General features: G+C 35.7%; 22 protein-coding genes and 4 tRNA genes. 14 read left to right on the forward strand and 12 right to left on the reverse strand.

What is annotated here, in order from left to right; all coding sequences use genetic code 11:
• Nucleotides 1-100: 100 nt before the first annotated feature.
• From RHP76_RS05200 to RHP76_RS05220, 5 genes are all read left to right on the forward strand, one after another.
• The gene (locus RHP76_RS05200) at nt 101-1,153 is read left to right on the forward strand and encodes a sensor histidine kinase (RefSeq protein WP_311229640.1); all 1,053 of its coding nucleotides are present in this window, start codon (nt 101-103) and stop codon (nt 1,151-1,153) included.
• Nucleotides 1,128-1,895, forward strand: a complete 768-nt coding sequence (locus tag RHP76_RS05205; RefSeq protein ID WP_311229641.1) for a LytR/AlgR family response regulator transcription factor — start codon at nt 1,128-1,130, stop codon at nt 1,893-1,895. The genes RHP76_RS05200 and RHP76_RS05205 overlap by 26 nt, the downstream gene beginning before the upstream one ends.
• Nucleotides 1,896-2,051: 156 nt before the next feature.
• A complete protein-coding gene (locus RHP76_RS05210; protein ID WP_311229642.1) occupies nt 2,052-2,270 on the forward strand; it encodes a helix-turn-helix domain-containing protein in 219 nt (72 codons plus the stop codon).
• Between the two features lie 33 nt (nt 2,271-2,303).
• On the forward strand, nt 2,304-2,870 hold the full coding sequence (locus RHP76_RS05215; protein WP_034695630.1) for a glutathione peroxidase: 567 nt from the start codon (nt 2,304-2,306) through the stop codon (nt 2,868-2,870).
• Between the two features lie 274 nt (nt 2,871-3,144).
• Nucleotides 3,145-3,726, forward strand: a complete 582-nt coding sequence (locus RHP76_RS05220) for a hypothetical protein (RefSeq protein ID WP_311229643.1) — start codon at nt 3,145-3,147, stop codon at nt 3,724-3,726.
• Between the two features lie 345 nt (nt 3,727-4,071).
• Here RHP76_RS05220 and RHP76_RS05225 read toward each other — a convergent pair whose 3' ends face one another.
• On the reverse strand, nt 4,072-4,518 hold the full coding sequence (locus tag RHP76_RS05225; RefSeq protein WP_311229644.1) for a GNAT family N-acetyltransferase: 447 nt from the start codon (nt 4,516-4,518) through the stop codon (nt 4,072-4,074).
• Between the two features lie 191 nt (nt 4,519-4,709).
• Between RHP76_RS05225 and RHP76_RS05230 the strand changes: the two genes are divergently transcribed.
• Together RHP76_RS05230 and RHP76_RS05235 are read left to right on the forward strand one after the other, a co-directional pair.
• On the forward strand, nt 4,710-5,423 hold the full coding sequence (locus RHP76_RS05230; RefSeq protein WP_311229645.1) for a 2OG-Fe(II) oxygenase: 714 nt from the start codon (nt 4,710-4,712) through the stop codon (nt 5,421-5,423).
• Nucleotides 5,424-5,441: 18 nt separating this feature from the next.
• Complete coding sequence (locus tag RHP76_RS05235) at nt 5,442-5,681, forward strand: Ada metal-binding domain-containing protein (RefSeq protein ID WP_311229646.1); 240 nt, start codon at nt 5,442-5,444, stop codon at nt 5,679-5,681.
• A 58-nt stretch (nt 5,682-5,739) separates the two neighbouring features.
• Here RHP76_RS05235 and RHP76_RS05240 read toward each other — a convergent pair.
• The 4 genes from RHP76_RS05240 to RHP76_RS05255 all read right to left on the reverse strand — a co-directional run bounded on the left by RHP76_RS05240 (nt 5,740) and on the right by RHP76_RS05255 (nt 6,145).
• Nucleotides 5,740-5,812, reverse strand: a tRNA-Met gene (locus tag RHP76_RS05240).
• Nucleotides 5,813-5,850: 38 nt separating this feature from the next.
• A tRNA-Met gene (locus RHP76_RS05245) sits at nt 5,851-5,923 on the reverse strand.
• A 38-nt stretch (nt 5,924-5,961) separates the two neighbouring features.
• Nucleotides 5,962-6,034, reverse strand: a tRNA-Met gene (locus RHP76_RS05250).
• Between the two features lie 38 nt (nt 6,035-6,072).
• A tRNA-Met gene (locus RHP76_RS05255) sits at nt 6,073-6,145 on the reverse strand.
• 101 nt (nt 6,146-6,246) lie between these two features.
• On the opposite strand from RHP76_RS05255, the gene RHP76_RS05260 reads away from it, so the two are divergent.
• From RHP76_RS05260 to RHP76_RS05290, 7 genes are all read left to right on the forward strand, one after another.
• Nucleotides 6,247-6,858 carry an L-threonylcarbamoyladenylate synthase gene (locus tag RHP76_RS05260; RefSeq protein WP_034696488.1) on the forward strand — a complete coding sequence of 204 codons (612 nt, stop codon included), beginning with the start codon at nt 6,247-6,249 and terminating at the stop codon, nt 6,856-6,858.
• Between the two features lie 30 nt (nt 6,859-6,888).
• A complete protein-coding gene (locus RHP76_RS05265; protein WP_311229647.1) occupies nt 6,889-7,590 on the forward strand; it encodes a CPBP family intramembrane glutamic endopeptidase in 702 nt (233 codons plus the stop codon).
• Nucleotides 7,591-7,594: 4 nt separating this feature from the next.
• The gene (gene yaaA, locus RHP76_RS05270; RefSeq protein ID WP_311229648.1) at nt 7,595-8,353 is read left to right on the forward strand and encodes a peroxide stress protein YaaA; all 759 of its coding nucleotides are present in this window, start codon (nt 7,595-7,597) and stop codon (nt 8,351-8,353) included.
• Nucleotides 8,354-9,202 (forward strand): peptide chain release factor N(5)-glutamine methyltransferase, encoded by an 849-nt coding sequence (gene prmC / locus RHP76_RS05275; protein ID WP_311229649.1) that lies wholly within the window; start codon nt 8,354-8,356, stop codon nt 9,200-9,202. It begins immediately after the preceding gene.
• Nucleotides 9,203-9,217: 15 nt separating this feature from the next.
• Entirely contained in the window at nt 9,218-9,577 is a 360-nt protein-coding gene (locus tag RHP76_RS05280; RefSeq protein WP_062675137.1) for a DUF4180 domain-containing protein, read from the forward strand.
• Nucleotides 9,578-10,111: 534 nt separating this feature from the next.
• Nucleotides 10,112-10,684 (forward strand): phage tail-like protein, encoded by a 573-nt coding sequence (locus RHP76_RS05285; RefSeq protein WP_311229650.1) that lies wholly within the window; start codon nt 10,112-10,114, stop codon nt 10,682-10,684.
• Between the two features lie 7 nt (nt 10,685-10,691).
• On the forward strand, nt 10,692-12,233 hold the full coding sequence (locus RHP76_RS05290; protein WP_311229651.1) for an L-type lectin family protein: 1,542 nt from the start codon (nt 10,692-10,694) through the stop codon (nt 12,231-12,233).
• A 16-nt stretch (nt 12,234-12,249) separates the two neighbouring features.
• Here the strand turns inward: RHP76_RS05290 and RHP76_RS05295 are convergent, their stop codons facing one another.
• The 7 genes from RHP76_RS05295 to RHP76_RS05325 all read right to left on the reverse strand — a co-directional run bounded on the left by RHP76_RS05295 (nt 12,250) and on the right by RHP76_RS05325 (nt 21,058).
• Nucleotides 12,250-13,239 (reverse strand): NAD-dependent epimerase/dehydratase family protein, encoded by a 990-nt coding sequence (locus RHP76_RS05295; protein ID WP_311229652.1) that lies wholly within the window; start codon nt 13,237-13,239, stop codon nt 12,250-12,252.
• Entirely contained in the window at nt 13,236-14,021 is a 786-nt protein-coding gene (locus RHP76_RS05300) for an SDR family NAD(P)-dependent oxidoreductase (RefSeq protein WP_311229653.1), read from the reverse strand. Before RHP76_RS05300 ends, RHP76_RS05295 begins: the two co-directional genes overlap by 4 nt.
• A gap of 159 nt (nt 14,022-14,180) precedes the next feature.
• Nucleotides 14,181-15,269: a helix-turn-helix domain-containing protein gene (locus RHP76_RS05305; RefSeq protein WP_311229654.1), complete on the reverse strand. Its 1,089-nt coding sequence runs from the start codon at nt 15,267-15,269 to the stop codon at nt 14,181-14,183.
• Nucleotides 15,270-15,300: 31 nt separating this feature from the next.
• Nucleotides 15,301-15,942, reverse strand: coding sequence for a rhomboid family intramembrane serine protease (locus RHP76_RS05310; protein ID WP_034696498.1), 642 nt, complete (start codon nt 15,940-15,942; stop codon nt 15,301-15,303).
• Between the two features lie 44 nt (nt 15,943-15,986).
• Nucleotides 15,987-18,578 (reverse strand): DNA gyrase/topoisomerase IV subunit A, encoded by a 2,592-nt coding sequence (locus RHP76_RS05315; RefSeq protein ID WP_120231437.1) that lies wholly within the window; start codon nt 18,576-18,578, stop codon nt 15,987-15,989.
• Nucleotides 18,553-19,059 carry a hypothetical protein gene (locus RHP76_RS05320; protein WP_065119656.1) on the reverse strand — a complete coding sequence of 169 codons (507 nt, stop codon included), beginning with the start codon at nt 19,057-19,059 and terminating at the stop codon, nt 18,553-18,555. Before RHP76_RS05320 ends, RHP76_RS05315 begins: the two co-directional genes overlap by 26 nt.
• A 112-nt stretch (nt 19,060-19,171) precedes the next feature.
• Nucleotides 19,172-21,058: a DNA topoisomerase IV subunit B gene (locus RHP76_RS05325; protein WP_062675146.1), complete on the reverse strand. Its 1,887-nt coding sequence runs from the start codon at nt 21,056-21,058 to the stop codon at nt 19,172-19,174.
• Nucleotides 21,059-21,091: the final 33 nt, after the last annotated feature.

Raw genomic sequence — 21,091 nt, forward strand, 5'->3', positions numbered from 1 at the left:
GTGTTTTTATAGAAATCTCAGTGCTAAATAACGGACGTGCTGCCGTGCCGTTATTTAGCTTTTGTATCTTTGTGACTGTTTAACTGCCTGATTTTTATTTATGATCTATGCAAAATATATAAATACCAACGGAAGAAAAGTATTCAGGATTGATCCGAGAATCATTCTCTTCAGTGCTCTTTTTATGGGGATTCTTGCTTCAGTGCCCAAAATACTGCGTATGCATATTACATTGGGAGAGCTGACAATAGATTTTTCCATCTCCTTTTTATTCTCACTGTTTGTATGGTATTTTAATATCTACAGTCTGCCGAAATTTTCTATTCAGAATATATCTACGAGATTTTTCAATAAAAAACTGGTGATCAGCTTATCCATCGGAGTAGTTGTCATGGCATCCATAGTGCTCATTCATCATATTATATTTCCCAAGTATGGATTTAATACCATGGTATTGATGTACGAATTCCGGGGCGTATTGATCAATCTGACGATTTATATGTTCCTGTATCTTTTGTATCAGACTTATAATTCTCAACAGATTAAATTTGAACTTGAACAAATCAGAACGGATAATCTCAATGCCCAATATGAATTACTGAAGCAGCAGATTAACCCTCATTTTTTATTCAACAGCCTCAATACACTGAAGTCTATGATTGACATAAAAGATGAAAGTTCCGGAGATTTTGTGGTAAGGCTTGCGGATTTCTATCGCTTTACCTTAGACAACAGAAAAATGGATCTTATTCCCTTAAAAAAGGAACTCACAATTCTGGATGCCTATGTTTTCCTTCTGACATCGAGATTTGAAGATGGCATAGAGTTTAAAATAGATATTCCGGAAGAGATCTTAAATTCTTACATTCCTCCGTTTACGCTGCAGCTTTTGTGCGAAAATTGCATCAAACACAATATTGTATCGCTGGCCAATCCGTTAATCATAAAATTATACAGTGATAACGAATATATTATTATTGAAAATAATTTCCAGCCCAAGAATATTCCCCAGGAATCCGCAGGAATAGGAATTGAAAATATCAGAGAACGTTACAAGCATTTTGCTGAAAAAGAACTTACTATATTGCATAATGATCATAATTTCACAGTAAAATTACCCATAGTAGATGAAAGTTTTAGTAATAGAAGATGAGATAAAAACCGCAAAGGCATTGGGACGGATGATCGCTGCAGTACAACCGGAAGCTACCATTGTACAGTATATTGAAAGTGTTGCTATGGCTGTTAAATATCTTTCTGGTACTGAAACTCCGGACATCATATTTATGGATATTCAACTGGCAGACGGAAACTGTTTTGAGATATTCAGCCAGGTCAGAATAAAAGTGCCTGTCATTTTCTGTACGGCCTTTGACGAGTATGCAATAGAAGCTTTTAAAAGTAATGGAGTGGATTATATCTTGAAACCTTTTGAGAAAAAAGATATTCAGTCCGCTTTTGAAAAGATCAATAATCTTAAAAACTTCTTTCAAAATGCTCCTTCTCCCGACCGGAAACTGGAAGATATTCTGAATAATCTGACAACAGGAAGAGGAAAAACCAATTTTCTGGTCTTTTTCAATAATAAATACAATAATATTCCTGTTGACAAAATTGCCTGCTTTTACAGCCAGTTTGGAAGTACTGTACTGGTGACTTTCGATCAGAAAGAATATTCAGTTCCACAGTCATTGGATGAGATCGGGCAGCTGGTTTCAGGAGCTCAGTTCTTCAGGATTAACAGACAATATCTGATCAACTTTACAGCTATTGTTGAAGTGGAACATTATTTTTCACGAAAACTTCTTGTCAGTCTGAAAATTACCACCCTGGAAAAGCCATTGGTCACCAAAGATAAAGCCTCCCGTTTTCTTCAGTGGCTGGAAGAGCGATAAAACAACTAACTAAAAGCAGTATATAAAATAATTTAATCTCGAAAGCTAATATTTTGCCCGATCAGAAATAGTTTTTGCACAGCAATAAAAAAACGAGCTCAACTACCGTTCAAAATAAAGAATAAAGAATAAATAAAATAGATCAAAAAAATATTATTGCAGACGAATTTATTCGCTGTAAATTTGATTTTCTTGGTGAGGACTTTCTGGAAGGGCTTAAAACTCAAACACAGAGAAATAGCAGAAAGTCTGGAAACTTCACGGGAAGTGGTAAGCAAAGTCCTGAAAAAAATTGAAAATGAAGGAAAAATCTTTAAAGATGAAGAAGGTAAAATATGGGCTGCAGATCAAATGCTTTTACCATTAAATAAATAATAACATATACATTAATATTAAAATCTTTTCTAAATGAAAAAAATACTTTTTATCGGAATGGTGCTTATAGGGATTATAAGCCTTTCGTCATTTATTAAATCGGATGATTCAAGAGGTACAAAACCTGCAAAATCAATTTACGATTTTAAAATTGAATCTATCGACGGCGGAAAAATTGATTTTTCTGAATACAAAGGAAAATACATTCTTATTGTAAACACAGCCTCCAAATGTGGATACACTCCTCAATACAAAGGATTGGAGCAACTCTACAAGGATTATGGTGATAAACTGGTTGTGGTAGGTTTCCCTTCTGATAATTTTGCAGATCAGGAATTTCATGACAATGTTGATATCAAATCTTTCTGCGAAAAGAACTATGGAGTCACTTTCCCACTTACCACTTCAGTGGATGTGAAAGGTTCAAAAATCACTCCTGTATTCGATTATCTTACTCACAAATCTCAAAATGGAGTAATGGACGCCACCATAAGCTGGAATTTCAACAAGTTTCTGATCAGCCCGGAAGGAAAATTACTGGAACATTTCGACTCTAAAGTGGTTCCTGAAAGTGATAAAATCACTCATTATTTCAAATAAATAATCTTTACAAAACACTACTATCATTATGAGTAGTGTTTTTTTATCCTTCTACAAAATATTTTTTCACACTAAATGTCAATTCGGATGCACGAATTGAGTTGTATTAACAATTTAAATTGCAAAAATCATGTCAATAAAGAACTTGAAGACGTCATTTTTACAACAATGGTTCATATACATTATAGAATTGTTAAATTTTATTAAATAAATATTAAAATGTATTTGTTTTAACCGGGAAATTATATTTATTTTAGTGCTTTAAAAATTTCTCATGAAAAGATATAATTTATTGATTGTACTATTACTGCTTATTTTCAATGTTACGACAGCACAAAAGAAAGGTTCTCCTGCTGCCGATCTTAGTATATTAAAAGATACAAAATCAAAAATCGAAGATACCGTTCCATTGGTTATTCAGCATCTTCAAACGATCTCTACAAAAGAAGGCGATAATAATATTTTGAATAACGGAAAGATTGCTTTGGGTAGAGAATATGGCATTTTAGAGTCTGAATGGTTTTTATACAGAAACAATATGAAAAACTGTATCCTGAACAATTCTTCTAAAAAAGCTAAAAAATGTATGGAATACCACAACAATATGTTGAGAGGTACGATGATCAATTATAATAATTATATTACTAACCTTACAAGAAAGAACGGATATCTGGGTGTTGAAGGAGATACAAAATTTGAATTCAAACCTGCTGATATTGCTACAAAACTAAGTGAAGCTTACTTCAATGCAAACGATGCTGCGGGAAGAATGAAAGCGGATCAGAAAAGAGACTTTTTAGGGCAGACAATGTCTGATGACAACAAGCTTACTCCTTACGCTCAACTGGCACAATAACATCTAAATCATATTAAAAATAAAAAAGAGAACCGCAATTGTGGTTCTCTTTTTTGTTCAAAAGCAAAAAATCTCCGCCGGAAAAAGCAGTTTTGTGGTACTAATCATAAAACCCTTGGGGAAAAAGTAGAAAATTAGGCAGAGATTTTTTTGCATACACTCTACAGATCAACTGTCCTACCCATGATCTGTAAGAGCTTTACAAAAATAGGACTATAGCCTTCTGCTGGCTGAAAATACCTGTAGAATTAAATGTTCAAAACTGTAGAACTAATACTACTTCTCATTATAGAAGTAAAGCACCTCAAAAAAGGTGCTCTACAATTACGTTTGACTTACTTTATTCTATTTCCACCAGTGGTAGTAATTATGCAGTCCGTCATATTCAAACCCGCAGCGTGGATACAGCGTGTTTCCTATATCATTTGTTTTTTCGGTTTCAAGCATCAGTCCACACGCTCCTGTTTCTTCACACCATTGTTTACTGCGGTCAATTAATGCCACAGAAAGCCCCTTCCCTCTATAATCAGGATGAACAAAAAGATCACTTAACAGCCATTGTTTTTGCAATCTGGTATAATGAAATAATTTGTAAAGCTGTACGAATCCTACGGCTTTTCCGTCTGCTACAGCAAGGAAAATATCAGACTCACTGTTTAAAAACCGTTCTTTGAGAAAAGCCTTCCCTTTTTCAAGATCCGATTCCTGTCTGTAAAAAATACGGTAAAGATTGAACAATCCAGCCGTTTCATCAAGATCCTCAAGACTTGCCTTTTTAATCATGTAATTCATCGTTATATCTATTTTTATTAACACGGCAAAAATAACTTTAAACAAGACCAGTGATATCATCCAGAATCATATTAAAACCATAGTCCAGACAGACTTACCCTGATCTTTATTAAATTTCGCAATGAATACCGCATGTTTCGGATTGTATTGTTCTGAGGAACTATAGATTTTTGCAGAATAAAATCAAACCAATGAAAAACATTGTTCATACCATCAAAAATACAGACTGGCAACACATTACGGAAACAATACATCAAAACGGATATGCCATCATTCCTGATCTGCTGTCTGAGGAAGAATGTGAACTATTAAAATCAGATTACGATCATTCTTCTCTTTATCGTAAAACAGTCGTCATGGCCAGACATCGTTTTGGTTTGGGGGAATATAAATATTTTACTTATCCATTACCCGGAATTATTCAAACCATACGGACAACCATTTACCCATATTTGGCTTCTATTGCCAATGCATGGTTTAAAGCTTTACATATCGACACTCAATTTCCTTCAGATCATCAGGAGTTCTTAGATCAATGTCATCTTAACGGCCAGCAAAAAGCTACGGTTTTAATTTTGAAATATGGAAAAGGTGGATTTAACACCTTACATCAGGATCTATATGGAGATATCTGCTTTCCTATCCAAATTGTATTAATGCTCAGTGAACCTGACGAAGATTTTACAGGCGGAGAGTTTGTGCTTACCCAACAGATTCCGAGAGCACAGTCAAAAGCCATTGTTTTAAAACCTAAAAAAGGGGATGTGCTTATTTTTACAACTCAATTTAAACCGGAAAAAGGGACCAAAGGATACTACAGAGTGAATATGAAACATGGAGTAAGTGAAGTGAGAGAAGGAAACCGATATGCGTTAGGAATTATCTTCCATGATGCAACCAGCTAATTATTAAATAAGTGAACTATGATTCAGCATTCTCAGATCACAGCCGAAAGTCTTAGAAATAAAATCCACCATCGAGACATTTGTTATGGAGGGAATAAAAAATTGAAAATCTACGGATTACTCAGCTGTCGATCAGGAAAAAGAATGAAGATGGAAAACAGGGTTTTCTTTACAGGTGAGAAAGAAGCTTTAGAAAATGGCTATCGTCCGTGTGGTCATTGTATGAGAGAAGCTTATCAGCAATGGAAAAACAAATGAAACGATGAGAAATGAATAAAAAAAGAGAAGCAATACTTACTGCTTCTCTTTCGTTTAGTAGCGGGAACCGGACTCGAACCGATGACCTTCGGGTTATGAGCCCGACGAGCTACCTACTGCTCCATCCCGCGGTATATTTTTAGAGTGTTTACCGAAAACACTTGCTTAGTAGCGGGAACCGGACTCGAACCGATGACCTTCGGGTTATGAGCCCGACGAGCTACCTACTGCTCCATCCCGCGGTGTATTTTTAGAGTGCTTACCGAAAGCACTTGCTTAGTAGCGGGAACCGGACTCGAACCGATGACCTTCGGGTTATGAGCCCGACGAGCTACCTACTGCTCCATCCCGCGGTATATTTTTAGAGTACTTACCGAAAGTACTTACTTAGTAGCGGGAACCGGACTCGAACCGATGACCTTCGGGTTATGAGCCCGACGAGCTACCTACTGCTCCATCCCGCGATATTGGATTGCAAAGGTACGAATATTTTTTACAAATCCTAATTTTTCTTTTAAATAAAGGACTTTTATGAAAACTATTTTATTATTTGTATCTTTGTTTTATGGCAAAAATATTAAAAATTTATCCGGACAACCCACAGGAAAATCTTGTGAATGAGGTTATTAAAACTTTAAACAACGGCGGGCTGATTATCTATCCTTCTGATACGATTTATGCTTTAGGCTGTAATATTTTTGATATCAAAGCCATGGAAAAACTGGCTCAGCTCAAAAAAATGAAGCTTGAGAAGTCAAAATTCTCAATTATCTGTAATGATCTTAGCCATCTTTCGGATTTTACAAGACCTATCGATACCTCTGTCTTCAGATTTCTGAAAAGTCATCTTCCCGGACCGTTTACTTTCATTCTCGAAGCCAATAAAAGTTTACCTTTAGCATATAAAGGACATAAAACAATTGGTATCCGTGTTCCTGACCATCCGATCCCTCAGCTTATTGTTGAAAAACTAGGTCACCCGATTGCCTCTACTTCCATTAAAGACGATGATGAAATTATCGAATATTCTACCGATCCTGAACTTATTGCAGAAAAATATGATCATCTGGTAGATATTGTTATTGATTCAGGATATGGAGATAATGTGGCTTCTACTATTGTAGACCTTACTTCAGGAGAACCGGAGATTATCCGTCAGGGAAAAGGGATCATTTAATTCAAAGTTCAAGGTTTAGGATACTGAATTATGAGTCTTACCGGGAAATATGCTGTAGGGATTTTACTCACGTTTACTATTTTAGCTGCAGCAATGCTGTATGCTTTTCCGGCTGTCACAAGGATAACCGGAATAAAAGGAATTACAGAAGTCAATTTCTTTCTCAGCAGAATTACGTTATGGATAATTCTCATTCTCGTATTTCTCTACACTATTTTTGTTGAAAAAAGTGCTTTTTTACTTAAGGAAGAGACAAAATATTCAGCTGCATTTTATGTCAAAGCTGTACTGAGCTTATATTTTATCTGTTTGATTGGCGGAGGAATTCTGAATGCAGTCATCCTGTTTTTTATAGAGGAAAAAATAAGCAATAAGCTTCTCAACCTTGTTCCCATTTTTAGAAATAACTATTTTTTAGTTATTTTTACATGCCTTACCGCTGCTATTGTAGAGGAATTGCTGATGCGGGGCTATGTACAGTCCAGGCTTGAAAAAATCTACAACAACCCCACCGTTGCAATTGTTATTTCATCGGTGTTATTTGGAATTTTACATAGTACTTACGGTACCATAAGCCAGGTTCTCGGACCTTTCTTTATCGGAATCGTGTTTGCTATATTTTATAAACGCTATTCAAATATTAAAATTCTGATCATCTGTCATTTTATGATTGATTTTATTGCCATGATGATGATGAATTTTATTGATATGAAACACTTATCTGTATTTTAACATTATGAAAATTATAACATCTCCTGCCAAATTAATGAACGTGGAAAATTCAACAGATCTTTTGAAATCTTCTACTCCAGGATTCATTGAAGATGCAGCATTGATACAATCTTATTTAAAAGAAAAATCGCCTAAATATCTTTCTGAGTTGATGGAAATTTCACCTAAGCTTGCTGATGAAAACTGGGAAAGAAATCAAAAATGGAAATCCAAACCTACAGCGAAAGAATCTGCTCCCGCAATGTTTGCCTTTACAGGAGAGGTTTACAGAGGACTGGATGCCAAAACACTGGATAAGAATGCTGTAGATTACCTGCAGAAAAATTATAGAATACTTTCCGGGCTTTACGGTTTACTGAAGCCCTCTGATAAAGTGATGCTTTACAGGCTTGAAATGGGTCGTCCTTTTGAATTTGAGCAATACAAAAACCTGTATGAATTCTGGAGAGAAAAGATTACGGAACAATTGAATTCTGAAATGAAAAAAGGAGAAGTCCTGCTTCAGCTTGCCAGCAATGAGTATGGAAAAGTAATCGACAGAAAGAAACTGAACCATACCGTGATCGATTTCGATTTCTATGAATTAAAAGATGGAAAACTGAAGACCATTGTTGTGTATACCAAGCATGCCAGAGGTCTTGTAGTGAGATTCTGTGCAGAAACCAATGCCAAAACACTGGAGGATGTAAAAGCATTCAACTATGAAGGATACAGAATTGATGAAGAAAAGTCTACAGATACAAAACTGATTTTTACAAGATAAATGACAATTTCAGTATTTAAAAAATATTTCAAGACAGAACTTTCCGATCTTTATACAGAGTCGGAAAGTATGTTTTTATCATCTTTATTCATTCAGCAAATTGTAGGTTTTGATTCATTTCAGCAAAGAAGATTCGCTGAAAAGGAACTTTTGATTGACGATGAAGAAAAATTGTATCACCTTGTTTCGGAACTTAAAACCGGAAGGCCTTATCAGCAGATATTGGGTGAAACAGAATTTTACGGAATGAAATTCTTTGTGGATGAAAATGTTCTGATTCCCCGCCCTGAAACTGAAGAGCTGTTGGAGATGGCTATCAGGGAGATTAAAGATTCAAAGTTTAAGGTTCAAGGTTTAAAGATTCTGGATATAGGAACCGGAAGCGGAATTATTCCTCTGGTTTTAAAGAAACATTTTCCGGAAGCTGAAGTTTCATCTATTGATTTTTCTGAAAACGCATTGAAAACAGCCAAAAGAAATGCAGAGTACCACCAATTGGAAATCCAATTCATTCATGCTGATTATCTCAATTTTGAACTGGCTGAAAATTACGACATCATCATTTCAAATCCTCCCTACATCGGGATTGAAGAAGAGATCGAAATTGCTGATTCTGTAAAAGAGTTTGAACCTAAAATGGCTCTATTCTCTCCTACTTCAGATGCTTTGATCTTTTACAGAAAAATTGCGGAAGATGCTAAAAAGTATTTAAATGAGAATGGACTTCTGTTTCTGGAAATCAATCAGAAACTGGGTCCTGAAACGCTGGAATTATATCTGGATTTTTCTAACGCTCAATTATTAAAGGATTTATCTGAAAATGATAGATTCATTTATGGAAAGAAATAAATAATTACCCATACCATGTTCATCAAATCACACGAAATCAACACGATAAAAATTGCAGAAATTATTTCTGATGACATCATTATCCAGTCTGCACAAGACGGACTGGATCTTATGGGAGATATCTATTATCAAGGGTTTGATAAAGTCATTCTTCATGAAAAAAACATTACCTCTGAATTCTTTGATTTAAAAACAAAAATGGCGGGAGAGATTCTTCAAAAGTTCTCAAACTATCGTATAGGATTAGCTATTATAGGTGATTTCAGTAAACATGAAAGTAAGAGCATGAAGGATTTTATTTTTGAAAGTAATAAAACAGGACATGTTAATTTTGTAAGCACTCTGAATGATGCATTGAATAATTTTTCAAAGTAGAGTCTTTCTCAATCCTTTAATATTAAAAATACTAATATTTTTCGTTATTTTAAAATATCTACACCTCAATATCATCATATTTTAAGATTTCTTAGTAGAATAGAAAGATTTGCATAATAAAAACCATCTTATTGATTTGTAAATTATGTAAAAATTTAAACCAAAATATGTTAATTATTAAGAGAAGTTTAGAATTAATTCTATAAACACAAACACATGAATATTTCTTTGTATATTTGCAAAAAACACGAGGGAATATGAATCTTACTTATTTAAGAGCTTATACGGCTACATAATCAATTTATTTTTTCGACTAACCGCTCAGGTGGGCATAAGATATTTCTTTATGAAGTATTACTTGCTATATCTGTTGGTGAGCTTTTGAACAAAAGGTCTCATTTGGCTATTATTTGAGCAGAACAATTCATTGTTTTAATGAATGTGTCAGTAATAACTATTGCCTTTGTAGAATTAAGCCTAAAAATATTCTTTCCCCAAAAAACATACACACAGATAAAAAATTATTAAGACATCATGATTAAAAAATTATTTCTACCAATCATTTTCGCCAGTTCATTTTCTTTCGCTCAAGTAGGGATTAATATAGCCATACCTGATCAAAGTGCAATTCTGGATGTTTACAGCCAAAATAAAGGTATGCTGATACCCAGACTGACTACAGTCCAAAGAGATGCTATTGCCAATCCTGCCAACTCGCTTCTTATCTACGATACAGATAAGAAATGTTTAAGTCAGAATATCGGTACTCCTCTCAAACCGGATTGGCTTTGTATCAGCAGCAATGCCGTAAAAATGTTTTATATGCCTAGTGTTTCTTTTGACACTTCCACAACAGCCAATGGTCGAACCAAAGATTTATATACATTGTATAAAACTCAGTTTGGATCTCCAAAAGCAAAGAGTACCAGTGCTCCCGCTTCAATTCCTTTTTTCCCATCCAGTAAAGATCTTTACTATTATGTAACAGATGCAGATCCTAATGTATTCAGTAATATTTCTATTTCTGATGATGGAGTAATGACTTATGATGTAAAAGCTGCAGCAACAGACTGTTCTTTTATCAATATTATTTTCGTTGTTAAATAATTGAGTGATGATAAAAAACAGCTCAATTTTACGATACAAAAGATATCTGTTTATTTTTTCCTTATTTATTTTCTCACAAAATATTCAGGCACAAAATGAACAGGGAACCGGTTATCCGTACTTTGTTAATTTCACACAGGGATTACAGCCTCAGGAAGCCTATAAGGTGGCTACCAGCGGTGTTCAGAATGACGCTACCTTTACTACGGACGGATTAAGACTTACCCGAAGTGTCAATAATATTTCAGGAGGAGTGATACTTGCTGATAAAATTTTCAAAAGTGACCAGGGAATCAAGTTCGAGTTTGAATTTGCCATTTATGGAGGAAATACCAACGGAGGAGATGGAATTTCCATATTCCTGGTAGATGGATCTATTCCGAAAGACCAGCTTAATCTCGGATATTTTGGTGGAGGATTAGGATATAGTTTTGTACGTGGTGGAGAATCTACGGAAGGACTGAGAGGAGGCTATCTGGGAATAGGTCTGGATGAATTCGGAAATTTTAAGACAAGCTTTAACCAAGGTGAAAGGGTTAGAAACGGAATATTTGGAGTAGGCCTAGCCGATGGGCGAAGCAATGTCTCTTTAAGAGGAAAACGTGGAAACCAGTATCTGTCTTCAGCTGAGCCCGCAGGATATAACGGTTATCCGCTGCTTTACAGTATCGCAACCAATGCTTTACCATCCAGCAGCAACAGATCTGCTTATCTGGATACGGCAACAGGAAAATATATAGGTATTAAAAATACAGCATTTCAACAGTTCAGCATTGAAAGTGGCGGAACTACAATTCCTCAGAATGAAAATGATGCAAGATTCCGGAAAGCATATGTTACCCTTGTTCCCAATCCGGCAGGCGGTTACAATATAACCTTGGAAATCCAGCACGGAACGGTGAAAGAAAAGGTGATTGACAATTATTACTACCCTACTTCACTGAAATATACCGAGACTACCATTTCCAACACTACGGTAAGGACTCTGGATACTTCGCCTCCTTCTACTTTCAGAATTGGATTTGCAGCATCTACCGGAGCTGCTAAAAACATACATTTACTGAAAAATTTAGGGGTTACAAGACCTTATGCTGCTGAAGTAACAGATGATTTGTTTGCAGGTTGCCCGGGGATAAAGTCAATCTACTACCCTTTACTTAATGATGCAGCTTATTCGTCTGCAAGTGGACAAAACCCGCCAACCCTTTCGTATAACAACCTTGATTTTAATTCATTCCGTTTTCTGGATAACAATGGAGCTGTAATTCCTAATATCACAGGAGGGGTTTATACCAACAGTCAGGGAACATGGACCTATTTCCCTACTACCGGAGCACTCTCTTTCAAACCTGCGGCAGGATTCACAGGAGTAGCCCAGGTACAATATGATATTAAAGGAGGTGGAAGCAGTGGTACTGAAGCGCCTTACAACAAGGAAGAGTACAGGTCATTGCCGGCATTGGTACAGGTTAATATTTCAAGTGCCAATAACTGCAGCAAAGCCTGTGTTATTTCCAATAAAAATGTAACTCAGAAAATCACAAGATAATTGGATAAACCAGCTTTTAGGAGCTGGTTTTTTTATTTTTAACAGGATTTTCAATAAAATACTGAACAGCATCTTTGATCGCTTTATCAATAGGCTGGTATTGAACTCCCAACTCTTCTATTGATTTCTGATTAGAATAATAATTACTAATCTGCAGAGCTTTCATATTGGAAGAACTCAGATCTGTTTTAATTTTAAATTTTCTCAAAACATCACCAATTAATCCAAGGAAACTTAAAAGTTTGTTGGGAATTGGGATCATGATTGGATTTTGCCTGGTAATCCGATTCACTTTCTTAAAAAACTCTCTGTAGCTTAAGTTTTCATTAGCTAGAAGATATTTTTCGCCATTCTTTCCTTTTTCAACGGCATTTACTACTCCGTTGGCTGCATCTTCCACATGAACAAAGTTCTTCCCTCCTTTCGGATAAAAAATCAGTTTTTTCTTCCATACCCAGAAGATGATTTTCCCGGAACTTGGCTTGCTGTCATATGCTCCGATCATAAAGGTGGGATTAACAATGATAACATCCGTATTCTTACTATTTTTTAAAAGATATTCTTCCGCTTCCAGCTTACTTTGCGCATATAAAGAATGGGTAAAAGGATAGATTTGGGGTGCTTTTTCACTTCCTAGAAATGCAGTGTTTCCAAATCCTAAGGTATTGGCTGTACTCACAAACAAAAACTTTTTTACACCCATCAATTCTGCATGGGTAAACAGATTCACAACAGCTTCGTAATTCGCTTTTCTGTATTCATCATAGCGGATAAGATTCTGGCGTGTTTCTGCCGCCACATGAATAATACAGTCCATATCGGTCAGGTACACTGAAATATCGCACAGAAGGTCTGCTTCCACAAGCTTCAGATTTTCGTTTTCTTCGCCCAGCCAGCTGCTTTTTTGGCGCACCAGAGCAGTAACAGAATAACCATTTTGTAATAATTTAAGGATAACATTAGTTCCCAGAAGCCCTGTTGCTCCGGTTACACACACTTTTTTCATGCTTCGATTTCTCTTTTTATGGCCTGGGTCATTAATGGTAACTTGATCCATATGGGTAAAATTTTCATCACCAGCCAGCTGATTGGGTTCACCATAATTACGGAATCTTTTTTAAATAATTGCCGGATGCTGTATGAAGCTACCTTATCAGGATTCAAAAGTGTTAATCTTCCCATAAAACCTTGTTTTTCTATTCTTTCACAAACATCCTTATTGGTTTTCATTGCCCCGGGATTAACAACACTTACAAAAACATTGGTATCTTTCAATTCTTCATGCAGTCCTCTTGAAAATGAATGAATAAAGCTTTTAGAAGCAGGATATACAGTTTTAAAACCAATGGGAGAAAAAGCAGCCATACTTGACACATTCAGTATATAGGCTTTGGGTTGTTTTAAAAGGTTAGGAAGCAGCTGATGTGTCATCAGTGAGGTGGCCGCTACATTTACCTGTAAAATCGTGTTGATATAATCCGAAGAAGCTTCCGTAAATTTTTTCGTTCCTCCAAGCCCTGCATTATTTATCAGAATATGAACATCAAAAGAACAGTTGAGCCATTCTGTAAGCTTCATTACATTTTCATGCACAGAAAGGTCTGTTTCATAGTAACGAGCTTTTATATCATACTGTTTCTCGAGCTTTACAGATAATTCTTTGAGATTCTGATCCGGAAGACTTATAAGAATGACATTGATTTTTTGTTTTGCAAGATTTTCAGCAAATGATTTTCCAAGTCCCTGGCTTGCTCCCGTGACGACTGCATATGATTCTTTGGTATCCATAAGTTTAAATTGTATGGTACAAAGCTATCGTAAGGGGGATGTCTGAATGTTCCGGATTATCTGAACGAACTGATTTTAAGAACGGGAAGCTGAAATAAATAAATCACTGAAAATCAAAAATTTAAAACAAATAAAAAGTAAGAGTTTATAAACCTGAACTTATTTTCTGAATTCAGAAGGTGTTTGTCCGGTCACTTTTTTAAAAGTTGTATTAAAAGAGGTCTTAGAATTGAATCCGGATTCGTAGGCAATTCCCAAAATGGATAATTTGCTATTGGTTTCTTTCAGCAGTTTTTTGGCATAATCCACTCTATATTCATTCACATATTGGAAGAAGTTTTTTCCAAAGCCTGTGTTGATGACATAAGAAAGATGATGGGTAGAAACGGAAAGCATTTCAGCCAGTTTGATCAGGTTAAGTTCGCTGTCAAGATACGGCTTTTGTAAGTCCATAATCCCTTCCAGTGAAGTTTTAATCCTTACTAATTCTTCATCAGAAATAAGTTTTCTTTTAACTTCTTCCGGATCCGAATTTTCGTCCATAGAGATCAGTTCCTGTCTTTGTTTTTCTTCTAAAGGATAAATTTCCTTCTGTTTCAGAGAATAATATCCTACACAGTAAATAACCGACAAAAAGACGGCATTGATAAAGAAATTCAGTGATTTCGGATCATAGAACAGATTATAAATCACGTAGATGATATTCACAATAAAAAGTACAAGAATAATATATTCCAGCCAGTTCAGATTGATTCCTTCGGTATTGGAAGAAAACTGCTGGATCTTTTTCTGATGTTTCCTGATGGTAATATAGGAAAGAGCCGTATAGAAGAGGGCCTGAATCAGGATCAGAATTATACTGAGATATTGAAATGGCTTTTTATATCCCAGTTTGATCAATATAAGACAAACCAGAAAAGCAGCCGGAAGGATTAAAAACTTAACAACTGTAAGTTTAAAAGTAAAGGAAGGATTGGTATAAAACAGCACACTAAAGTAAAAAACAATAGGGGTAAAAAACTGAATAAGTCTAACCCAAAACAAGGAATGAAACTCAATGATTGAACCGGTGATAAGAAACAGTACTTCATCCAGCCAAAAAGTAGACCACAGAAAGAGAAATATCCCGAACCAGAAATTAGCTTTATAGTTTACTTTTAAAGGATTGGCAAGCTTTAACAGAGAAAGCAAAACCAATGAACCATAGATAAGTATCACGATGAAACTGTTTAACTCTGATGTGTTCATTGGTTTTGATATTTTGATTAAAAATAGTCTTTTATCCTATTCGCTTCCTTACAAAAATTTCATATCCTAAATAGATAAGTGGAAGTGACATGATTCCTAAGAAAAGGATATTGCTCATGGCCAGCTGCGGATGCATGACAATAGAGTACACCAATCCGAAAAACGCTCCTCCAAGGTGAGCAGCATGCCCAAGATTATCCCATTGCTTAGGATTAAGCATCATGTATACTGAGTATCCGAAATATAGTGTTCCAAATAACCATCCTGGTAAGAAGTTGACACTGATCTCATTCGGAGCCATGGCTATGGAAGCAAAAATGATTCCCGAAACCGCACCTGATGCTCCAATTGCTGAATACCAAGGTTGGTTTTTATAAATCTGTAAGCTGAATAAATTTCCCAGAATCATTGATCCGAAATATAGAATCAAAAATCCTATTTCTCCAAAGAAACTAATAACGACTCCCTGAAAAAAATACAGAGAAAGCATATTAAAAAATAAGTGCATAAAGTCTGCATGCAAAAACGCAGAACTGATAAGTCTTACATATTCTTTACGATTCGCAATCGCTCCGACATTGAATTTATATTTCTCAAATAATGCTGTATTATTGAACCCCATGTAACTAAAAATACATGTGGCTGCAATGATAATGATAACAACTATATCCATTGTGTTCTTTTTATGTTATATCTGAACAGACATCTTAGTTTAGTCTATTCATTTTCATTATTTCCGTCACCCTGGAACAAATCTCCAATAATTCCTCCATCTTCATCCGTTTCGCCTGTTGGTTCCGGATCTTCGTATACTTCAGGCTCTTCTTCTACAGGTTCAGGAATGGTAATATTGATGGCTTTTACTTTGAATTTCGTAAACTGGTTTCCAATAGCTTTTATTCCTTTTACCGCAATAAACTCATCAATATTAATAGTTTCCGGATCGCGTTCTTTCCCTTTATCTTTTGCAAAAATAATTTCTGCAGTAACATCGTTGGCAACAATTACATTTTCGATGAATGATTTCGGGTGTTCAGAAGGCATGAAAGTCTGTACATTCACTGTATTTTCCAGTAAGAATCTCTTAATGAAATAAATATCTTTTTCTCCGTCGTAATAGATACAGGTAATCGGCTGTGCAGGTCTCCATTTTTCCAACACCAGATATTCATCATCAAAACGGTTACCCAAGTCAAAAGACACCAGCTTTACTTCACCATTGGTATTGATGGTCAGTATTTTATCATCTCCCTTGAAACTTCCCAATAATGTACCTCTTGCATCGGCATTTAGTCTTCTTACCGTATCATCAAACCAGATTTTTCTGGGAGCGAGCGTAGAAACTCCTTCTTCCTTCATATCTACTTTCTTTACAGCGTACTTAGTCACCAGATTTCCTTTGGAATCACGCCCTTTAATGGCAAGATCGGAGAAATTGATCTCCATTTTGTTTTTTCTGATTCTAGGGTTAGGTTTTAAAAGCACAGTTACGGTTTCTGCTTCTCCATTAGGATTGGCTGAGAAATATAATGTTTCTGATCCTTTTTTATCTGAAGCTAACGGGTAATCTGTATTTCGGGTTACTCCGGTTACAGAGAATCGTTTCATATAATAAGGTCCCTCCCTTCCTTCACGATAGATCATATTATAGACGGTTCTCTTATCGTTTTTCTTCCAAACGGCAACATGAAGAATGTCTTTACCAATGAAAGTTTTTGCTTCCACTTTTACCACCTTCATACTTCCGTCTTTTCTGAATGTGATGATATCATCAATGTCGGAACAGTCAAACAAATACTGGTCTTTCTTCAGGGATGTTCCGATGAAACCTTCTTCGAAATTCGCATAGAATTTTTCATTGGCTACGGCTACTTTTGTTGCATCAATCGTATCAAAGATTCTAAGCTCAGTCTTTCTTTGTTTGTCTTTACCGTATTTTTTCTGAATATTTAAATAATAATCAATAGCGTAAGCAATCAGGTTAGCCAGATTATACTTTACCTGTTCTATTTTACCTTCCAGCGAAGCAATATTTTCTTTAAATTTATCTAAATCGAATCTTGAAATTCTCTTGATTCTGATCTCGGTCAGTTTTAAAATATCCTCTTCTGTAACGGTTCTTAAAAGATGTTTGGTATGAGGTTTTAATCCTGCATCAATGGTCTTTAATACATCTTCCCAGGTCTTCACTTCTTCAATATCATGATAAATCCTGTTCTCAATGAAAATTCTTTCCAATGAAGAGAAGTGCCAGCTTTCCTGCAGTTCATGAAGCTCAATTTCCAATTCTTTCTTCAGTAATGAAACGGTATGATCTGTATTCGTTTTTAAAATATCGGATACTGTAAGAAACATTGGTTTGTCACCTACAATCACACAGGCATTCGGAGAGATTGTCACCTGACAGTCTGTAAATGCATACAGCGCATCAATGGTCTTATCCGGTGAAACATCATTATGAATATGAATCAGGATTTCTACTTTATCAGAAGTATTGTCCTCAATCTTTTTGATTTTGATCTTCCCTTTCTCATTGGCTTTCAGAATAGAGTCAATAAGGTCCGTTGTTGTTTTGGAATAAGGAAGTTCAGAAATGACTAATGTATGCTTATCCGTCTGGGTAATTTTGGCTCTTGCTCTTACTTTTCCTCCTCTGTGACCATCGTTATATTCGGAAACGTCAAGATAACCGGCAGTTAAAAAGTCCGGAAACAGTTCAAATTTTTTACCTTTTAAGTAAGCTACAGAGGCATTGATAAGTTCATTAAAGTTATGAGGAAGTATTTTTGTGGAAAGCCCTACTCCGATACCTTCTACTCCCTGTGCAAGAAGCAAGGGAAATTTTACCGGTAAATCAATAGGTTCATTGTTTCTTCCGTCATAAGACTTTGTCCAATCTGTAGTTTTAGGATTAAAGACTACTTCCAGGGCAAAAGGTGTCAGTCTTGCTTCAATATATCTCGCAGCAGCTGCAGAGTCACCTGTATAAATATTTCCCCAGTTTCCCTGAGTATCTATTAACAGTTCTTTCTGCCCAATCTGTACCATGGCATCTGTAATGGAAGCATCACCGTGTGGGTGATATTTCATGGTATTTCCCACAATATTGGCCACTTTATTGTAACGGCCGTCTTCCAGCTCCCGCATGGAGTGCATAATTCTTCGTTGAACAGGTTTTAAACCGTCATATATTGAAGGGATCGCTCTATCCAGAATTACATAGGAAGCATAATCAAGAAACCAGTCTTTATACAGCCCGGAAACTTTTTTTAAGCTTTCACCCTCATGCGAATATTCTTCTGTCGTCATCTGTTTTATCTTTTTTCTCTTTATTAGCTTTCACTACTTTGTTCAGAGAGAGTTTTAAATCGTTTACTTCTTTGTTGCTCAAATAAGAAATCTGGTATTTGAGTATGGTAGAACCATTATTTTTACTGGAAACGGTAATGTATAATCTTTTGAAAAAGAAAATACTGACCACATCATATTTTATCAGTTTGTATTTTGGAAATTCGTCATGAAGAGGTTTATTTAAAAAAGGAATAACATTCCTGTTTTTAAAATTCAAAGCTTCTCCATCACTGTCGTATTCAAAAATCTGTCTTCCGCTGATATAAAAGACAATCAGCAGCAACACAGGAATAATAATTAATAAATAACTTTCTTTATCCATCGCATGAAATCTGTATTCATTGGCTGCAAATACAGTTATCCCAAACACTGCAATCATTAAAAGCAGTGTACTCAAAGAGTTATAAACTGATGCTTTATTACGGTTACTTAGTCTCATTTTATTTTTTTGGCTGTGTAAGTATTATAATTTCCTACTTCATCCAAAATTGTGCTTTTTTTCCAGTCTGCAATAGCTCTTACAATCAGTTTTTTAAGTTATAAGTTTTTTTTTAATTTTCTACTTCATTCAGTATTTCTTTTTTATCAATATCAGTATCATCTTCCACCACTAGGTTTTCTAAGATGAAGGTTTGTCTGTCCGGTGTATTTTTCCCCATGTAGAATTCCAGAAGTTGATCAATCGTCTGGTCTTTTCCCACTACTACAGGTTCTAAACGGATATCTTTACCAATAAAGTGCTTAAATTCGTCCGGAGAAATTTCTCCCAATCCTTTAAATCGGGTGATTTCAGGATTTTTCCCCAGTTCGTTTAAGGCTTTTATTCTTTCTGTTTCAGTATAACAATATCTTGTTTCTTTTTTATTCCTTACTCTGAATAACGGAGTCTGAAGGATATACAGATGTCCGTTTTTAATCAGATCCGGGAAGAACTGCAGGAAGAAAGTAATCATCAGCAAGCGGATGTGCATCCCATCCACATCGGCATCGGTAGCAATAATTACCTGATTGTATCTCAGGTCTTCCAGACTTTCTTCAATATTTAAAGCGGCCTGAAGAAGGTTAAATTCTTCATTTTCATACACCACTTTCTTGGTAAGACCATAACAGTTCAGTGGTTTACCCTTCAGTGAAAATACGGCCTGAGTTTCTACATCTCTGGATTTTGTGATAGATCCTGATGCGGAATCTCCTTCGGTAATGAAGATCTGCGTATCTCCTTTTCTTTCGGCTTTCTGATCGTTATAATGCTGTCTGCAGTCACGAAGTTTTTTATTGTGAAGAGATACTTTTTTTGCTCTTTCTCTGGCCAGTTTCTGAATTCCGGAAAGTTCTTTTCTTTCTCTTTCGGAAATTAATATTTTTCTCTGAATTGCTTCTGCTATTTCCGGATTTTTGTGCAGGAAATTGTCCAGTTTACTCTTCAGGAAATCAATAATGAATGTCCTTACGGTAGGTCCGTTCGGTCCCATGTCATTAGATCCTAATTTTGTTTTGGTCTGGGATTCAAAAACAGGTTCTTCTACATTGATCGAGATGGCAGCAATGATAGACTTTCTGATATCAGAAGCATCAAAACTTTTATTGAAAAATTCACGAATTGTTTTCACATACGCTTCACGGAATGCATTAAGGTGTGTTCCTCCCTGTGTTGTATTCTGTCCGTTTACGAATGAGAAATAGGTTTCTGTCTGTGATTTGTCAGAATGGGTAATCGCTACCTCAATATCATCATCCTTTAAATGGACGATCGGATAAAGGATATCGCTTTCCAGTTCTTCTTCCAATAAGTCTTTAAGACCGTTTTCAGAATAATAGGTTTCTCCGTTGAAAAGAATTTTAAGTCCTGGATTCAGGTAAGCATAGTTACGGAGCATTCTTTCAATATACTCTTTCCTGTATTTGAAATGCAGGAAGATTTCTCCGTCAGGAATAAAAGAAATTTCAGTACCGTTTCTGTCTGAGGTTTCTTTCTCATCAAAGTTTTCTGTAATCATTCCACGGGAGAATTCAGCAACTTTCATTTTTCCATCACGGAAAGAACGAACTCTGAAGTAATCTGACAGGGCATTTACCGCTTTAGTACCAACCCCATTCAAACCTACAGATTTTTTAAACGCTTTACTGTCGTACTTACCACCAGTATTCATTTTTGAGACAGCGTCTACCACTTTCCCTAGTGGAATTCCACGTCCAAAGTCACGGATGGTAACTTTGCCATCGTCCAGTTTTATTTCAATTCTTTTCCCTGATCTCATCCTGAATTCATCAATAGAGTTATCAAGGATTTCTTTTAACAGGATATAAATACCATCATCAGCGGAAGAACCGTCACCGAGCTTCCCGATGTACATACCGGGGCGTAAACGGATGTGTTCCTGCCAATCGAGGGTTCTGATATTATCTTCGGAGTAGGTTGGATTTATTTCTTGTGACATATATGATTTCAGCAAACATACAAAAGTACAAAA

Origin of the sequence: Chryseobacterium sp. SG20098, from assembly GCF_031844745.1 — a bacterium.
In the GTDB taxonomy this organism is placed as follows: domain Bacteria; phylum Bacteroidota; class Bacteroidia; order Flavobacteriales; family Weeksellaceae; genus Chryseobacterium; species Chryseobacterium cucumeris.

Bases quoted from the DNA above. Each gene is read 5' to 3' on its own strand.
- RHP76_RS05200 (WP_311229640.1), top strand. From the start codon at position 101: ATGATCTATGCAAAATATATAAATACCAACGGAAGAAAAGTATTCAGG.
- RHP76_RS05205 (WP_311229641.1), top strand. From the start codon at position 1,128: ATGAAAGTTTTAGTAATAGAAGATGAGATAAAAACCGCAAAGGCATTG.
- RHP76_RS05215 (WP_034695630.1), top strand. From the start codon at position 2,304: ATGAAAAAAATACTTTTTATCGGAATGGTGCTTATAGGGATTATAAGC.
- RHP76_RS05220 (WP_311229643.1), top strand. From the start codon at position 3,145: ATGAAAAGATATAATTTATTGATTGTACTATTACTGCTTATTTTCAAT.
- RHP76_RS05225 (WP_311229644.1), bottom strand. From the start codon at position 4,518: ATGAATTACATGATTAAAAAGGCAAGTCTTGAGGATCTTGATGAAACG.
- RHP76_RS05230 (WP_311229645.1), top strand. From the start codon at position 4,710: ATGAAAAACATTGTTCATACCATCAAAAATACAGACTGGCAACACATT.
- RHP76_RS05235 (WP_311229646.1), top strand. From the start codon at position 5,442: ATGATTCAGCATTCTCAGATCACAGCCGAAAGTCTTAGAAATAAAATC.
- RHP76_RS05260 (WP_034696488.1), top strand. From the start codon at position 6,247: ATGGCAAAAATATTAAAAATTTATCCGGACAACCCACAGGAAAATCTT.
- RHP76_RS05265 (WP_311229647.1), top strand. From the start codon at position 6,889: ATGAGTCTTACCGGGAAATATGCTGTAGGGATTTTACTCACGTTTACT.
- yaaA (WP_311229648.1), top strand. From the start codon at position 7,595: ATGAAAATTATAACATCTCCTGCCAAATTAATGAACGTGGAAAATTCA.
- prmC (WP_311229649.1), top strand. From the start codon at position 8,354: ATGACAATTTCAGTATTTAAAAAATATTTCAAGACAGAACTTTCCGAT.
- RHP76_RS05280 (WP_062675137.1), top strand. From the start codon at position 9,218: ATGTTCATCAAATCACACGAAATCAACACGATAAAAATTGCAGAAATT.
- RHP76_RS05285 (WP_311229650.1), top strand. From the start codon at position 10,112: ATGATTAAAAAATTATTTCTACCAATCATTTTCGCCAGTTCATTTTCT.
- RHP76_RS05290 (WP_311229651.1), top strand. From the start codon at position 10,692: ATGATAAAAAACAGCTCAATTTTACGATACAAAAGATATCTGTTTATT.
- RHP76_RS05295 (WP_311229652.1), bottom strand. From the start codon at position 13,239: ATGAAAAAAGTGTGTGTAACCGGAGCAACAGGGCTTCTGGGAACTAAT.
- RHP76_RS05300 (WP_311229653.1), bottom strand. From the start codon at position 14,021: ATGGATACCAAAGAATCATATGCAGTCGTCACGGGAGCAAGCCAGGGA.
- RHP76_RS05305 (WP_311229654.1), bottom strand. From the start codon at position 15,269: ATGAACACATCAGAGTTAAACAGTTTCATCGTGATACTTATCTATGGT.
- RHP76_RS05310 (WP_034696498.1), bottom strand. From the start codon at position 15,942: ATGGATATAGTTGTTATCATTATCATTGCAGCCACATGTATTTTTAGT.
- RHP76_RS05315 (WP_120231437.1), bottom strand. From the start codon at position 18,578: ATGACGACAGAAGAATATTCGCATGAGGGTGAAAGCTTAAAAAAAGTT.
- RHP76_RS05320 (WP_065119656.1), bottom strand. From the start codon at position 19,059: ATGAGACTAAGTAACCGTAATAAAGCATCAGTTTATAACTCTTTGAGT.
- RHP76_RS05325 (WP_062675146.1), bottom strand. From the start codon at position 21,058: ATGTCACAAGAAATAAATCCAACCTACTCCGAAGATAATATCAGAACC.